10 protein-coding genes are annotated in these 16,228 nt (G+C 48.2%); 4 read left to right on the top strand and 6 right to left on the bottom strand.

Translation table 11 applies throughout. From position 1 onward, the window contains the following. Positions 1 to 2,595: a [protein-PII] uridylyltransferase gene (locus ICU98_RS03180; protein ID WP_215352725.1), complete on the top strand. Its 2,595-nt coding sequence runs from the start codon at positions 1 to 3 to the stop codon at positions 2,593 to 2,595. Here the strand turns inward: ICU98_RS03180 and ligA are convergent. Genes ligA through smc form a run of 3 tightly spaced genes read right to left on the bottom strand, consistent with a single transcriptional unit; the run spans position 2,592 to position 9,194 of the window. Then, positions 2,592 to 4,595 (bottom strand): NAD-dependent DNA ligase LigA, encoded by a 2,004-nt coding sequence (ligA, locus tag ICU98_RS03175; protein ID WP_215352724.1) that lies wholly within the window; start codon positions 4,593 to 4,595, stop codon positions 2,592 to 2,594. The two genes, ICU98_RS03180 and ligA, sit on opposite strands and share 4 nt — an antisense overlap. Before the next feature lie 27 nt (positions 4,596 to 4,622). Beyond that, positions 4,623 to 5,672 (bottom strand): cell division protein ZipA C-terminal FtsZ-binding domain-containing protein, encoded by a 1,050-nt coding sequence (locus ICU98_RS03170; RefSeq protein ID WP_251365376.1) that lies wholly within the window; start codon positions 5,670 to 5,672, stop codon positions 4,623 to 4,625. After that, positions 5,673 to 9,194, bottom strand: coding sequence for a chromosome segregation protein SMC (gene smc, locus ICU98_RS03165; RefSeq protein WP_215352723.1), 3,522 nt, complete (start codon positions 9,192 to 9,194; stop codon positions 5,673 to 5,675). Positions 9,195 to 9,368: 174 nt separating this feature from the next. Between smc and dapD the strand changes: the two genes are divergently transcribed. From dapD to prmB, 3 genes are read left to right on the top strand one after another with little or no spacing between them, the layout of a single operon-like run. After that, the gene (dapD, locus tag ICU98_RS03160; protein WP_215352722.1) at positions 9,369 to 10,196 is read left to right on the top strand and encodes a 2,3,4,5-tetrahydropyridine-2,6-dicarboxylate N-succinyltransferase; all 828 of its coding nucleotides are present in this window, start codon (positions 9,369 to 9,371) and stop codon (positions 10,194 to 10,196) included. Positions 10,197 to 10,202: 6 nt separating this feature from the next. Beyond that, positions 10,203 to 11,354 (top strand): succinyl-diaminopimelate desuccinylase, encoded by a 1,152-nt coding sequence (gene dapE / locus ICU98_RS03155; RefSeq protein WP_215352721.1) that lies wholly within the window; start codon positions 10,203 to 10,205, stop codon positions 11,352 to 11,354. A gap of 29 nt (positions 11,355 to 11,383) precedes the next feature. Further along, positions 11,384 to 12,283: a 50S ribosomal protein L3 N(5)-glutamine methyltransferase gene (gene prmB, locus ICU98_RS03150; protein WP_215352720.1), complete on the top strand. Its 900-nt coding sequence runs from the start codon at positions 11,384 to 11,386 to the stop codon at positions 12,281 to 12,283. Here the strand turns inward: prmB and radA are convergent. The 3 genes from radA to ICU98_RS03135 are packed head-to-tail and all read right to left on the bottom strand — an operon-like array spanning position 12,280 to position 16,122. Continuing rightward, on the bottom strand, positions 12,280 to 13,644 hold the full coding sequence (gene radA / locus ICU98_RS03145) for a DNA repair protein RadA (RefSeq protein ID WP_215352718.1): 1,365 nt from the start codon (positions 13,642 to 13,644) through the stop codon (positions 12,280 to 12,282). The genes prmB and radA overlap by 4 nt on opposite strands. Positions 13,645 to 13,681: 37 nt before the next feature. Next, a complete protein-coding gene (locus tag ICU98_RS03140) occupies positions 13,682 to 14,185 on the bottom strand; it encodes a hypothetical protein (RefSeq protein ID WP_215352717.1) in 504 nt (167 codons plus the stop codon). Next, a complete protein-coding gene (locus ICU98_RS03135; RefSeq protein WP_215335406.1) occupies positions 14,182 to 16,122 on the bottom strand; it encodes a potassium transporter Kup in 1,941 nt (646 codons plus the stop codon). Before ICU98_RS03135 ends, ICU98_RS03140 begins: the two co-directional genes overlap by 4 nt. Between the last annotated feature and the right edge of the window lie 106 nt (positions 16,123 to 16,228).

Genomic DNA, 16,228 nt, shown 5'->3' with positions numbered 1-16,228 from the left:
ATGAACGCACCTGCCGCCCTGGTTTCCAATGCAGCCAGCTTTCGTAGCGCACGAGATCATGCTTTCGATCAATTTAAAAGTGATCAGCAGATTCATAAGCTGACTAAGCAGCTTTGTAAATTGAGTAACCAACTGCTCATTCAGTTATGGAAAGAGAGCAATCTGGAGAAAGAGGCTGCGCTCGTGGCGGTTGGCGGATTTGGTAGAGGCGCACTTTTTCCTTACTCAGATATTGATATCTTAATTTTGCTACCCGGCAATCAGGATCCGATGCCGGAGACCCTCTCCAGAAAAGTAGAAAAGTTTGTTGCCTCTTGTTGGGATACTGGTCTAGAGATTGGCTCTTCAGTGAGAACTGTGAGTGAGTGTGTCAGCGAAGCTGAGCAAGACATTACGGTGCGCACCTCCCTATTAGAAGCACGCTTCATAGATGGACAAAAAGGACTCTTTAAAGAATTTACGATTGCTTTTGAGAAAGCTTTGGATCCTAAAACATTTTTCCAAGCCAAGCTTGCAGAACAAATCCAACGCCACCATAAATATCAAGATACCCCCTATTCCCTTGAGCCTAACTGCAAAGAGAGTCCCGGTGGTTTGAGAGACTTACAGGTCATCTCTTGGGTCAGTAAGGCGGCTCAACTTGGAAAGACCTTCAAGGATCTCAATTCCCAAGGACTCATCACCAAGCGGGAATTGACTGAACTGAATCGGAACCAAAAGTTTCTAGAAACCTTACGCGCTAATTTGCATTTGCTTGCTGGTCGTAGGCAAGATGTTTTGGCTTTTGATCTTCAGAATCCCTTAGCAGCTGCAATGGGACTCCATGAAGCATCCGCCCGCTTAGGAAGCGAAGCAATCATGCGCCAATATTATTGGGCAGCTAAAGCGGTCACGCAGCTGAACGATATCTTGCTGCAAAATATTGAGGCCTTACTGTTTCCACAAGAATCCAAGACTACCCACGCCATTATTGGCGAAGAGAATCAGCACTTTATTGAGCGTCAAGGCCTTTTAGATATTGTCGACCCGCTCCTGTATGAAAAGCATCCTGAACAGATTTTGCGCACCTTTTTGGTTTTTGCGCAGACTCCCAGCGTCAAGGGTTTATCTGCCACGATCTTCAGAGCGCTCTATAACGCCCGCCAATTAATGGATCAGAAGTGGCGTAACGACCCCCTCAATCGACAGATCTTTATTGAGATTGTGAAGCAAGCAGAGGGTGTCAGCCGCGCTTTTCAGCTAATGAATCGAACAAGTGTGCTGGGTCGCTACCTACCAGCATTTCGCAGAATCGTTGGCCAAATGCAGCATGACCTCTTTCATGTGTATACCGTTGATCAGCATATCTTGATGGTCTTACGTAATGTGCGCCGTTTTATGGTAGTGGAACATGCCCACGAATTTCCTTTCTGCAGCAGCCTGATTGCCCATTTTGATAAGCCTTGGTTACTTGTCATAGCGGCCCTTTTCCATGACATTGCTAAAGGTCGCGGTGGTGATCACTCTCAACTTGGCAAAGCAGATATGCGCAAATTTGCCAAAGAGCATGGTCTCGATAAGACCGATACAGAGTTGCTTGTATGGTTGGTTGCTGAGCATCTCAATATGAGTCAAGTCGCGCAAAAGAAAGACATTACCGATCCAGAAGTCGTCAATGCTTTCGCCAAGCATGTCGGCGATGAACGTCATTTAACTGCGCTATATTTGTTGACAGTTGCTGATGTTCGTGGCACCAGCCCAAAAGTATGGAATGCCTGGAAAGGTAAATTGCTAGAGGATCTTTACCGCGCCACCCTGCGAGTGCTCGGTGGCTCGAAGTCAGACGCATCATCGGAGTTGGCCCAACATCAAGAAGAGTCTCGCGCCAAGCTCCGTTTATACGGTCTGGAAGATGCCTCTTATGCTCATTTCTGGAAACAACTTGATGTCCCCTTCTTCCTTAGGCAAGATGCTGCAGATATTGCTTGGCTAACACGCCTACTGTTTACTAAGGTAGATAGTCCCGACCCCATTGTGCGAGCCAGACTCTCTCCCATCGGTGATGGCTTGCAAGTTGCGGTCTATACCAAAGATCAGGAAGACTTATTTGCACGTATCTGCGCTTACTTTGAGCGACACGGATTCTCGATTTGGGATGCCCGCATTCATACCACTCGCAATGGATACGCATTGGATACTTTCCAAATCTCGGGAAGTAATTTAGTTTCCGAAGGCGGCAGCTATCGGGATCTCATCCAGCTGGTTGAATACGAACTTACGGAGGCACTTCAGAGTGAAGCTCCATTGCCAGACCCCAGTATGGGTCGCCTATCTAGACAGTCTCGTAGCTTCCCGATTCAACCTCGGGTGCGGGTAATGCCAGATGAGCGTGGCCAATACTTTGCCCTCTCGCTCTCAGCCAGCGATCGGACAGGCCTGCTCTATGCCATCTCACGAGTGCTTGCTAAACACCAGGTTTCTCTTCATACCGCCCGAATTAATACCTTAGGCGAAAGAGTAGAAGACGTTTTACTGCTTGATGCCGTGAACTTGAGTAAGAATCCGAAATTACAAATCCAATTAGAAACTGAATTATTAGAGGTGCTGGGTACCTAGTTTGAACCCAGTAATGCGAGCATGGCCTGCTCGTCAATCACTGTAATGCCCAACTCTTCTGCTTTAGTCAGCTTGCTGCCAGCATCTGTACCGGCAACAACATAATCCGTCTTCTTAGAAACTGAGCCTGCCACCTTGGCACCCGCCTTCTCCAAAAGGTCTTTAGCTTGATCGCGACTCAGGCTAGGGAAAGTTCCTGTGAGCACAAAAGTTTTACCGGCTACCGCAGCGCTGATGACCTTCTTTTCCAAGGATAATTGCATGCCCGAAGCCAATAGCTGTTCAATCACTTCGCGGTTGTGGGTCTCTTGCATAAAGCTCACAATCGAATCTGCGACTACAGGCCCAACATCCTTCACCGTCAGCAGATCTTCTAACCTAGCATCCATCAGAGCGTGCATCGACTGGTAATGATTAGCAAGGTCTTTTGCAGTCGTCTCACCTACATGGCGAATGCCCAAAGCAAAGATAAATCTGGCTAAGGTAGTGTTTTTAGATTGATCAATAGCTTGAATGAGGTTATCCGCTGACTTATCGCCCATGCGCTCCAGATTAGCAAGAGCAGCGAGTCCCAACCTGTAAAGATCTGCTGGAGTTCTAACAAGATTTTGATCCACTAATTGATCAACAATCTTCTCACCGAGACCTTCAATATCGAGCGCCCTTCTATGGGCAAAATGGATGAGAGCCTGCTTACGCTGCGCTCCACAAAATAAACCCCCGCTACAACGTGCCACTGCTTCATTTTCTAAACGCTCAATATGGGAATCACAGATTGGGCAACGGGTAGGCATTACGAACTGAGTGGCGTCCTCAGGGCGGCGCTCCTGAATGACTGAGACCACCTCTGGGATCACATCACCAGCCCGTCGCACGGTGACGGTATCGCCGATACGCACGTCCTTGCGCCTAACTTCATCCTCATTATGCAAGGTTGCATTGGTGACTGTGACACCGCCCACCACTACCGGGGCCAATCGAGCAACGGGTGTAATGGCACCAGTTCGACCCACCTGAACGTCAATACCCAAGACGGTAGTCAGAGCCTCTTGAGCAGGAAATTTATGAGCCAAAGCAAAACGGGGGGCTCTTGAAACAAAGCCCAAGGTATTTTGTTCTGCAAAAGCATTTACCTTGTAAACGATGCCATCAATATCGTATGGCAAGGTATCGCGTTTGGCTTCTATCGCATGATAGAAACCCAGCATCTCTTCTACTGATTTCAATACTTTTCGTTCTGAGCAAACCGGCAAGCCTAAATCTGCATAGCGATTGAGCAACTCTTCATGAGTTGCGGGAAGCCATCCTTGGGGCTCTAAGGCGCCTAGGCCATAAGCGAAGAAAGACAATGGGCGCTTAGCGGTAATCTTCGAATCAAGCTGCCTTAAGCTACCGGCAGCAGCATTACGCGGATTAGCAAACTCTTTTTCGCCCTGAGCAGCCGCTTGTTGATTCATTTTTTGGAAATCATCCAGATACATGAAAACTTCGCCACGGACCTCCAAAACAGCTGGAATATTTTTACCCAGTAGCCGCAGAGGAATGGCGCGAACGGTTTTGATATTCGCAGTAACATCTTCTCCGCTTGCACCATCGCCTCGAGTTGCTGCTCGGACTAAGGAGCCATTTTCATAACGCAGAGAGATCGCCAGACCATCAAACTTCAACTCGCCAGCATAGCTGACCTGTTTGACGTTTAAGCCCTCCCTACAGCGGCGATCAAACGCAATTAATTCGGCATCCTCAAAGGCATTATTAAGAGAAAGCATTGGGACAACATGCTCTACCGAATCAAACTCTTTAAGTGCAGTACCGCCAACCCGCTGGGACAGAGATTCTGGAGTGATCCATTCGGGGTGTGCAGCCTCTATCTCCAGCAGCTCTCGATACAGTCGATCGTATTCAATATCCGGCAATAGCGGAGCATCAAGGACATAGTAGGCATGCTCGAGTCGCGCAAGCTCTTTTTGTAAAAAGGCGTAACGATCCGCAAGATTCATCGGATGATTAGACGACAAAGCGCTTCCTTAACTAAATAACCTAATAGCAGTGGATGAGCCAGCAGGGATGCCACTCTGATCCAACTTGATATAGAGAGCATCTAAATGCTGGCGAATACTCGCTACCGCTGCTTCACTCAAATTCATACCACTATCGTCAACTAGACGACCATGCGCAGTTTGAGCGATGGCGACACCTTCGGCTAACATTCTTTCAAATGCGCGCGAGGCCTCAGGTACCAATGGAAACTCCAACAATAAAGTAAATTGCTTCACCAATTCATTGGGAACGAGCTCGGCACTTTTAAATAATAGGGCTTCAGGCCCGCCAAATTCATAGGATCGTCCGTTACGACTTAATTGAAAGCCTCTTTGACGCAAAATAATCGCCAAATCTTTCCAAGAGCAGGGCTCATCAAATGCCACATTAATGCTGAGCTGAATGTCACTCTCCGCCGCCATTCGATCAAGCTCTGCGGCACTCTCTAGCATCGTGCTAACAGTTGGCATATCAATTTGGGAGCCCAAGGTTTCGGCAAGCAGTTGGACGTGCGAACAGAAATCCGATAGCTCCAAAACCCCAATTGGGCCTCGCCGACTCGCTAGCTGAATCGCTAGTTGCAATTCAGAGTACATTGCCTCGCTCTGAAGAGGCTCCCAAGTCTCCATCTCATGTGCATTCGCATTTAAGCCCTCACACATCCATTGAGCCCCTGCTGGACCTGGAATATTTTGCCAGTCATCCATTTCTTTCAGAATTTCTTGGCCGCTAATGGGTTCATCAAAACGCAAAGAAATAACGCAGTCAATTCTCGGGTCGATTGATGCCACCTCCGGGCTCGGCATGATTGGGGCTTGAGTCTGCTCTTGTTCAAACTCAACCGGAGTAGAGTTGGGATCTGCAAATCCAGGGGCAAAACGTTTTTCTAGCGCATGCTTAGTTTTTGCTTTTTTACGGAGGTGCGCATATCGCAAATTGAGCAATGCAACCAGGATCAAAATACCTAGACCAATAACTGCTAAAGCAAACTGCAAGTCTGACAAACCCAAGCTTGTCATGATCTGCTCTAGGAACACTTAGGCCGCCTCTACCATCGACACCGCAGAAGAGATATCGACCGCAACAATGCGGGATACACCCTGCTCTTGCATCGTGACACCAATCAGTTGATGGGCAATTTCCATGGTGATCTTGTTATGTGAAATAAAGACAAACTGCGTCTTATCTGCCATCCTGGCAACCATTTCAGCATAGCGCAAGGTATTCGCATCATCCAATGGCGCGTCAACCTCATCGAGTAAACAGAATGGGGCTGGGTTGAGCAAGAAGAGAGAGAAAACCAAGGCAATTGCAGTAAGGGCTTTTTCTCCACCAGATAATAAATAGATCGTGCTGTTCTTCTTACCGGGTGGCTGAGCCATAACCTGAACGCCAGCATCTAAGATTTCTTCGCCAGTCATGACTAACTCGGCGTGACCACCACCAAATAGCTCTGGGAACAATCTGCCAAAATGCTTATTCACCTCATCAAAGGTACCTTGCAATAAATCACGTGTTTCAGCATCAATCTTGGCAATCGCATCAGTCAAGGTTTGCATTGCTTCATTCAAGTCTGCTGACTGCGCATCTAAGAATGATTTACGCTCGCGAGAGCTTGCTAACTCATCTAAGGCTGCCATATTGACTGGGCCCAGCGACTGAATCTCGGTATTTAAGCGATTCACTTCGGTTTGCAGGGCTCCAACCTTGAGGTCTGGACTAAAACTGGTTTCGAGCGCAATTAAGTCCGCTTCAGCGTCTGATAATAAGGTGGCAAACTGCTCGAAGTTCAAACGAGCTGCTTGCTCTCGTAACTGCAGATCCACCACCTTATCGCGCATTGGCTGTAGGGTGCGCTCAATCTGGAGACGCTCCTCATCTGCTTCGCGCAGCGTATGCAACAAAGCATCCTGCTCCGTTCTTGCAGCAGCCAACAAAGCTTCTCTTTCGCTGCGTGTCAGCAATAGACCTTGTAATTGCTCCTGGGCAGCTTCGTCACTTAAGCCCTTGAGCTCATCCTCTGCTAAAGCATTCTTATCTTGAATCTCCATGATCTGGGTACGCGCAGTACTTTGATCGCGCTGTAAGTCTGCAATCCGCTGCTGAAGAGAGCGTGTTGCAAAAGCGGCCTCTTGGGCTGACATCTCAGCAGCACGCAAGGCTTCACGAAGTTGATCGCGCTGCTGACTGGCAAGCTCTAGTTGTTGATTCGCTTCAGATAGCTTATGTTGAAGGTCTTGCTTGGCGCTCTCCGAAGTCTGCAACTCTTGAGTTGCCTGGTTTTGCTCGGCCGTGAGCTGCTCAAGCTGCTTGGCCAACTCGCCTAAATCATTCTGAATCTGTGCAGCTCTTTGACTGTATTGCTCTTCAGCTTGAGTCAGTTGCATCCTCTCCACTTCAAAGCCATGAGCCTCATTGACTGCATGCTCAGCATTGAGGCGGGCTTGTTCAGCCGCCTGATGTGCTGCTTGATAATTTGCAATGCACTGATCCATCTCACCCTGGAGTTCGCTCTGGATCAATTTTTGAGCACGTAGTTGTTTCTCAAGACCTTCCATCTCTTGAGCGCGAGCCAACATTCCGGCCTGCTCAGAATCTGCTGCGTATAACTGAACGCCAACGCGGCTGACTAGGTGGCCTTGTTGCGTTACCAATGCCCCACCCGCTGGGAGTTTTTCACGGCGACGCAATGCATCTTCAAGACTATCGGCGATATAAATCTTATCAAGCCATTCTTGTAAAACAGTAGATAAACGAGGTGCCCCTGCGCTTTGCACCCGAGAAACCAAGGCAATGAAATCAGCCGGAACTGGAGAGGTGGCGGGTGCAATCTCTTCAGTTAATAAGATTGCGAGGCGACTTGGTGGCGCATCATTTGCTAATGCCAGCGTCTCTTGCACACTCTTCGCAGTCACTGCTGCAAGACGTTCGCGCAATACGGACTCTAAGGCAGTTTCCCATCCAGACTCGACCTTCAGCTCCTGCCAGAGGCGTTTACTTTCTTTAAGACCCTTACTTTCCAACCAAGGTCCAATCTTCCCCTGCGCCTGCACGCTGGCTTGTAAAGCTGTCAACGCAGTCAGCTTAGCTTCAGTCTGAGCGAGGTCTTGATTAGCTGTCTGAATTTGTTGTTGCGCAGCGTTACGCGCTTCATCGGCGGCAGGTACACGCTGTTGAGTTTCAAGGGCGCGTTGCTTAGACTCTTCCACCTTACGCTGAGCCATCACTTGACGATCCAAAGCCATCTGCAAGGCCTCAGGGTCAGGCTTGCGCATCCCATCTAACTCGGCATTTAGTCGACTTGTACGATTCTGTAATTCTGCTTGTTTTGCTAGCAATGCCTTCGTGCGCTCACCCAAACTCGCTAAGCGCTGCTCAATTATTGCCAAACTATCTCTGGCAACATTCAGCGCTTGAACCGCTGATTGATATGACGCTTCGCGCCCAGGTAACTGGGTTTGCAAGCCATTCAAATCGGCTACCAAAGCCTGTTCTTTTTCTGAAGTCGCAGCGAGTTCATGTTCAGCGGTACGTTGGGCTTGTGCAGCATCCGTCTCTTGCACAGTCCAACGCTGAAGTTGCGACTGCAAATCCTGAATTTGTTGTGCAAGACGTTGACGACCTTCTTGCACATATCGAATTTGTGACTCTACTTGAGCGATATCTGAATTGGTTTGGTAAAGATCGCCCTGCGCTTGAGAAACCTTATCTTGCAATGCGTATTGCTCGGTGCGCATCACTTCTAGCTGGGTCTCTGCATGCCTTAACTTAGCTGTCTGCTCTTCTAAGCTGACTTGAGTATCTCGAATCGCATTAGCATGACGCTCCTGCTCTTTACCAGCTTCAGTTTGGCGCACAAACCACAACAACTGCTGCTGTGATTTCATTTCTCCAGACAGCTGGGCATGGCGTTCAGCTACAGTCGCCTGCTTCTCAAGGCGGGTGAGTTGTTGATCGAGTTCACGCAGGATATCTTCAACCCGGGTAAGGTTCTCTTTGGTATCTTCCAGTCGGGATGCAGTTTCTTTGCGGCGTTCTTTATATTTAGAAACCCCTGCAGCCTCCTCCAAGAAGACTCTCAACTCTTCAGGCTTGGATTCTAGGATGCGGTTGATCGTACCCTGACCAATAATGGCGTACCCTCTTGGACCCATGCCGGTGCCTAAGAAAATATCTTGAATGTCTTTACGACGCACTACTTGATTGTTGATGTAGTAACTCGAGTTGCCATCGCGGGTCAACACGCGTTTGACTGATAACTCAGTAAATGCGCCCCACTGGCCTTGTGCGCGTCCATCTGAATTATCAAAAATTAGTTCGACACTGGCACGACCAGCTGGCTTACGTAAACCGGAGCCATTAAAAATAACGTCCTGCATCGATTCGCCACGCAGCTCACTCGCACGAGACTCACCTAAAACCCAACGAACCGCATCAATAATGTTGGACTTTCCGCAACCATTTGGGCCAACCACCCCAATTAACTGTCCCGGCATTTCAAAATGGGTTGGATCTACGAATGACTTAAAGCCGGAAAGTTTGATGGATTTCAGATGCACGGCGTACTTTGCAGGATAAAAAGGGGTTTAAATAAAGGGTCAAAAATTTACAGCTAAGGTGGGATGATGATAGCAAGCTTGGGGGTGTTTACACCCGTTTTTGGCCCATCGATATAATGATAAATCGACATTCAGGGCAAAATCCCTTAACAATCCTATAGTTAACTAAAAAGCATGAGCCAATCCATCCAAAACACCATCGAACAAGCCTGGGAAAACCGCGCCAACCTCTCTCCACAGGCCGTTTCTGCAGATATCCGCCAGGCTGTGAATGCCGTGCTTGAAGGCCTTAATTCAGGGACCATTCGGGTTGCTGAACGTCAAAGCGTCGGTAAGTGGGAGGTTAATCAGTGGGTAAAGAAGGCTGTCCTATTGTCCTTTCGCCTCGAAGACAACAAGCCAATGGCTGCTGGCGGCTATACCCAGTTCTATGACAAGGTTCCCAGCAAGTTCGAGAACTACACTGAAGCAGACTTTGCTGCAGGCGGGTTTCGAGTCGTTCCACCTGCCATAGCTCGCCGTGGCTCCTTTATTGGCAAGAACGCTGTTTTAATGCCCTCTTACGTGAATATTGGGGCCTATGTTGGTGAAGGCACAATGGTCGATACCTGGGCAACCGTGGGCTCATGCGCGCAAATTGGTAAGAATGTCCACCTCTCTGGCGGCGTTGGCATTGGCGGTGTTTTAGAGCCGATTCAAGCCGGCCCCGTCATCATTGAAGACAACTGCTTTATCGGTGCTCGCTCCGAGGTAGTCGAGGGTGTAGTGATTGAAGAGAATAGCGTTTTATCGATGGGCGTCTACATTGGTCAAAGCACCAAAATTTATGATCGCGAGACGGGTGAAGTGCATTACGGTCGTGTGCCAGCCGGTTCAGTAGTGGTGCCGGGCTCTATTCCAGCGAGCAATGGAAAGTACAGCCTCTATGCAGCCATCATTGTGAAAAAAGTGGATGCGCAAACCCGCGCCAAAACTGCTATTAACGAATTGCTCCGCGACTAAATTACGATGAGCGCAGCCCTTGACCTCACCGAAGCACTGATCGCCTGCAAATCAGTCACCCCAGCCGATGGTGGCTGCCAAGAGCTGATTGCCCAGCGTCTGCAAGCGCTTGGTTTTCATACTGAGAGCATTGTGAGCGGGCCAGATGACTTCAGAGTCACCAATTTGTGGGCAATCAAAAAAGGGCAGTTAGGTGACCAGGGCAAAGTCTTTGTCTTTGCTGGGCACACCGATGTAGTCCCTACTGGCCCTCTCGAAAAATGGACTAACGACCCTTTTACCCCGACGATTCGTGATGGTTATTTATACGGCCGCGGAGCTGCCGATATGAAAACCTCGCTTGCTAGCTTTGTGGTTGCTACCGAAGAATTTATTACCGCTCATCCTCATCACGCTGGCTCAATTGCTTTTTTAATCACTAGCGATGAAGAAGGTCCCGGCCATGATGGCACTGTGATTTTGTGTGAGCGCCTCAAACGAGATAAACAAAATTTGGACTACTGCATCGTAGGCGAACCAACTTCCGTTGATCAACTCGGTGACATGATTAAGAATGGTCGCCGCGGATCCCTCTCCGGCAAGCTAACCGTCAAAGGGGTCCAGGCTCATATTGCTTATCCTCATTTAGGTAAAAATCCGATTCACTTAGCGGCAGGGGCAATTCAAAAGTTAAGTGAGACAAAGTGGGATCAGGGAAATACTTTCTTCCAACCCACCAGTTTTCAGATCTCCAATATTCATGCTGGAACTGGCGCAAATAACGTCATTCCAGGCGAGTTGAAAATTGATTTCAATTTCCGCTTCTCTACTGAAAGCACTCCTGAACAATTGCAGGCAAAAGTAGAGCAGATTCTTCAATCGGAGAATCTGGACTATGCGCTTGACTGGCATCTCGGTGCAAGTCCATTTCTGACTGGCGATGGCGCGCTAGCCAATGCCTTGCGCTCGTCTATTCAAAAAGAAGTGCATATAGAAACAGAACTATCGACTACTGGTGGAACCAGCGATGCTCGCTTCATCTCGAAAATCTGCAAAGAAGTAGTTGAATTCGGCCCTATCAATGCCACGAGCCATAAGATCGATGAGTGCGTCAATGTGGATGATGTGGAGCCACTCAAAAATATTTACCGTCTCACACTTGAGCAATTGGTTGCTTAAGCTATTCCCTCTTCAATACACTCTCGATCATGGACCCTGAGCCTCAGCCCCAACTAACAGTCGATCACAGTATTGAGCAAGTCGCTCAGTTACTGGAAAAAGCAAAGCTCCATTACGGACATGGAGCCAGCGATGCTCAAAGTGAGGCCCTTTGGATTGTTAGTAAGCAACTAGATCTCAGTCCCACCGATGCCCTAGATCAACTTGAGCAAGTGATTACTGCCGAGAGCCATGCAAAAGCCCTTGAGCTGGCACAACGCCGAATTGATTCACAAAAACCACTCGCCTACCTCTTGGGGGAAGCCTGGTTAATGGGTGTCCCTTTTTATAGCAACGAACAGAGCATCGTGCCGCGCTCGTGGATTGCAGAATTGATCGTCAATGGAGATCTTGAGCCCTGGTTGCCTGCTGATGGCCGGGCTCTTGATCTTTGCACTGGCAACGGCTCACTTGCGATTTTGCTGGCCTTGGCCTGTCCCGATATTCAGGTAAGCGCTTGCGATATCAGCCTACCAGCGTTGGCTTTAGCTTCACGTAACCTAGATCGTCATGGTCTAAGCGAGCAGATTGATTTGCTCAATGGCGACCTGTGGGAAGCATTGCCTGAGCCCAATGAAGAGGATCGTTTTGACCTCATCATTTGCAACCCTCCTTATGTCAATGCTGATTCAATGAGTAAGCTCCCCGCAGAATACTTGGCTGAACCTGCTCTTGCGCTAGCGGGTGGTGAAGACGGTATGGATTTAATTAGAAAGATTATTGCTGGCGCTCCAGATTATTTAACTGATCGTGGCGCACTTCTGCTTGAAATTGGCAATGAATATGAACACTTTAAGAATGCCTTTCCGCAAATCCCAGTAATTTGGATGGAGGTTTCAGCAGGTGATCAGCAGGTCTTACTCATTCAGGCAGAAGATCTACTAGCTTAACTAAGCTCATTCGCCGCAGCAATTGCCTGATCGATTCTCTCTACAGGGATCACCTTGAGTCCTGGAATTTTATTCTTGGGCATATTGGCTTTTGGAATAATCGCCAACTTAAAGCCTAATTTAGCAGCCTCCTTGAGTCGCTCCTGACCACGAGGACAAGGACGAATCTCTCCTGCTAAACCTACTTCGCCAAAGACAATCAACTCTTTTGGCAGTGCGCGATTACGAATGGAGGATTGAATGGCTAGCAATACCGCCAAGTCAGCAGCAGGCTCAGTAATTTTGACTCCGCCGACTGCATTCAGAAATACATCTTGATCAAAACAAGCGACTCCAGCATGACGATGCAAGACTGCCAGCAACATCGCCAAACGATGCTGCTCTAGACCCACCGCCAATCTTCTTGGATTAGGAATGTGCGCAGTATCGACGAGCGCCTGAATCTCTACCAAGAGCGGTCTTGTGCCTTCTTGAGTCACTAAGACACAAGCGCCGGGCACCATCTGCTCGTGCTGTGACAAGAAAATCGCTGATGGATTCGATACGCCCCGCAGACCCTTTTCAGTCATCGCAAAAACACCGAGTTCATTGACGGCACCAAAGCGATTCTTGATCGAGCGCACCAATCTAAATGAAGAGTGGGTATCTCCCTCAAAATACAAAACCGTATCCACAATGTGCTCTAGGACTCGAGGCCCAGCAAGATGGCCATCTTTCGTCACGTGCCCCACCATCAAAACGCAGATCCCACTAGATTTAGCAGCTCTAGTAAGTTGCGCAGCACACTCGCGAACCTGAGCAACCGAACCTGGCGCAGAGCTGAAGGCTTCTGAATACAGAGTTTGAATGGAATCTACTACCAGCACTTGAGGCTTCACTGTTTCCATAATTGATAATAGTTTTTCCAACTGAATCTCAGCCAGCACTTCAAGCGCAGGCGCATCTAAAGCAATCCGTTTAGCCCGCAATGCAATTTGCGCAGCAGATTCTTCTCCACTGCTATACAGCACATGCATGCCGGCCGAACTCATCTCGGCCAAAGCTTGGAGTAACAGAGTTGACTTACCGATACCAGGGTCACCGCCCAACAAAACGACACCACCCGGAACTAAGCCGCCGCCGAGCACCCGATCAAACTCCTCAACTCCCGTGCTAAAGCGGGGCAAATCTTCCGCAGTAATTGCCGCCAGTTTTTGTCTGGGCAAGGATTGGGCTAAGCCCTGAAAACGGGATGGCGTGCTGGACTCTGGAAGCCCCTCCTCCATGGTGTTCCAAGCCTGACAAGCAGGACACTGCCCTTGCCATTTGGCAGAAGTGCCGCCACAAGACTGACAGATATAAATCGTTTTAGCTTTAGCCAAGGAATAACCTAATAAAAAGGATGAAAGTATTTACAGATTAATCAAGCTGAGTGCCAGCTTTGTTTTCTTGAGAACGCTTGGGTGCATCTTTGCGGCGTTGCTCTAAATCTGCTGCCCTCGTTGCAGCGTCTTTTTGCTTTTGCTCATACTTCTGCTTGTTTTCAGCTCGTTCAGCAGCTTTTTCTGGGGAAGCTCGATCAGCGATTTTTTGAGCATCTCGTTGATCCTTTACGCTCTCGCGGATCTTTCTTTGCTCAGCATGCAGGGCAACTTGTTGAGTGCCGATAGGATCAATTGCCTTACGATAATCGGAGCGGGCACTACTGAGGCAATAGCTCACCCAGTAATGCTTATAGCATTCGTTTTGCGCTTTTTCCCAGCGATACTTGGCCCAATCACGCTGCAGCTCAAGCTGCTGATCGATTTTATCGAGAGAGTCAAGCTGAGCCTCCTCCTCGGGCGTTGCGAATGCCAGAGCACTAAGGCAGCAAGAAGCAAAGAGTAGAAATACCCTTAAGCGCAGGCCAGTCAGTTTCGTCAAATCTCAACCTTTGAACCCAACTCAACCAAACGGTTTGCTGGAATTCTGAAGAAGTCGGATTGTCTGCCAGCATTCTGGTACATCCAAGCAAAGAGCACTTCGCGCCAAATTGCCATACCTGGTAGCTCGGTTGGAACAATCGTATCTCTCGATAAGAAATAAGAGGTATTCATCCTATCAATCTTCATACCGAAATGACTTTCAAGCAAGTCGAGAATTTGGTTAGAGTCTGGCGTCTCTTTGAAGCCGTAGACTGCACGGACAACATAAATATTGGGGCCAAGCTCCTTTAAGGTGAGCCTCTTTTCATCAGCAACATAGGGCACATCCCAAATGCTGATCTTGAGGAAGAACACCCGATCATGTAAGACATGGTTATGTTTGAGATTGTGCAAAAAGGAAACCGGCAAGTAATCCACATGAGCAGTCAAGAAGACTGCGGTGCCTTCAACACGATGTGGAGGATTTTTTAGCAGGCTAGTAATGAAGGTATCGAGACGAATACCATCATCCAAAAGGCGTTTACGAACAATTTGACGCCCTTGATACCAAGTCATCATCAGTAAGAAGCAGATTGAACCAATCACCAAGGGGAACCAGCCGCCCTCAAGTACCTTACCGAGATTGGCTGCGAAGAAGCCGAAATCAACAATCAGAAATGTACCGATGACAAGGGCAATGAAAATAGGATTCCATTTCCAAACCGACTTCATCACAACTGCCACCAAAATCGTCGTCATCAACATCGTGGTGGAAACAGCAATTCCGTAAGCAGCAGCAAGATTGTCAGATTTTTTGAATGACAAAACAATAGCGATCACTACAAAGCAAAGCATCCAGTTAATGAATGGAACATAGATCTGGCCTTTTTCTTTGGCAGAAGTAAATAGAATTTTCATTCTAGGCAAAAAGCCCAACAAAATCGCCTCGCTCGTCATTGAGTAAGCCCCAGAAATACAGGCTTGAGATGCGATGACAGTAGCAATGGTAGCCAATATCACCAATGCAAAGGTATAGGCTTCAGGAACCATCAAGAAGAAAGGGTTTGAAATGGTCTCAGGATGCGTTAATAACATTGCGCCCTGTCCCAGATAGTTCAACAATAAACATGGCATCACCAATGCGAACCAAGCCAGCTTAATGGGGCGAATACCAAAGTGGCCCATATCTGCGTAGAGTGCCTCCGCTCCAGTCAACACCAAAAAGATGGAACCAGTAACAGCAAATGCAATCGTGGCGTCTTTGGACATGAAGGTAATGGCGTATATGGGGTTTAATGCCTGCAGAATTTGTGGGGCATCTTGAATTTGGTAAAGCCCCATTAGGGCGATGATCGAAAACCAAACCAACATGATTGGTCCAAATAAAGCGCCAACCACCGAGGTGCCCTTCTTTTCAATCAAAAATAGGCAAAATAAAATCGCAATCGTGATCGGAAGCACATAAGGGGTAAAGTCACTAGAGACAACTACCGTCCCTTCAATTGCCGAAAGAACAGAAATCGCAGGTGTAATTACAGCATCGCCGTAAAAAAGACAGGCCCCGAGGACGCCAATCAGAATTAAAAGAAAGCCTCTCTTAGTATCCGTTCTGGAGGTTCTCATCGCTAGGGCCATCAATGACAGAATGCCGCCCTCTCCATGGTTATTGGCGCGCATCACAAACCACACGTACTTTAAAGAGACCACAACGATGAAGGCCCAAAAGACCATCGAGATCACGCCAAAAATGGATTCTTGTGTCATCGGAATCCCAGTTGTGGGGTCAAAGCAGGCTTTAAGCGCATAAAGCGGACTGGTACCGATATCTCCGAAAACAACTCCTATTGCACCCAGTGCTAAGGTAGCAAGCCCACTCTTTTTATTTACTTCGGCATATTCAATTGCTACTGGATTAAGTAGATCAGATTCTGAAAATTCAGGTTTGCTAACTGACATAGGTCTTCCCAAGGAGATTGATGATCATCATGCTGCGTGGCGATATATTACTCCTGAAATAAGGCGCTTTAGCCAGTCAAAAACGCAATCTTTTAGGGTAGCCTTA

The organism is Polynucleobacter sp. MWH-P3-07-1, assembly GCF_018687555.1.
In the GTDB taxonomy this organism is placed as follows: domain Bacteria; phylum Pseudomonadota; class Gammaproteobacteria; order Burkholderiales; family Burkholderiaceae; genus Polynucleobacter.
The sequence above is the reverse complement of the archived record's forward strand: the minus strand, read 5'-3'. Positions and strand labels throughout refer to the sequence as shown.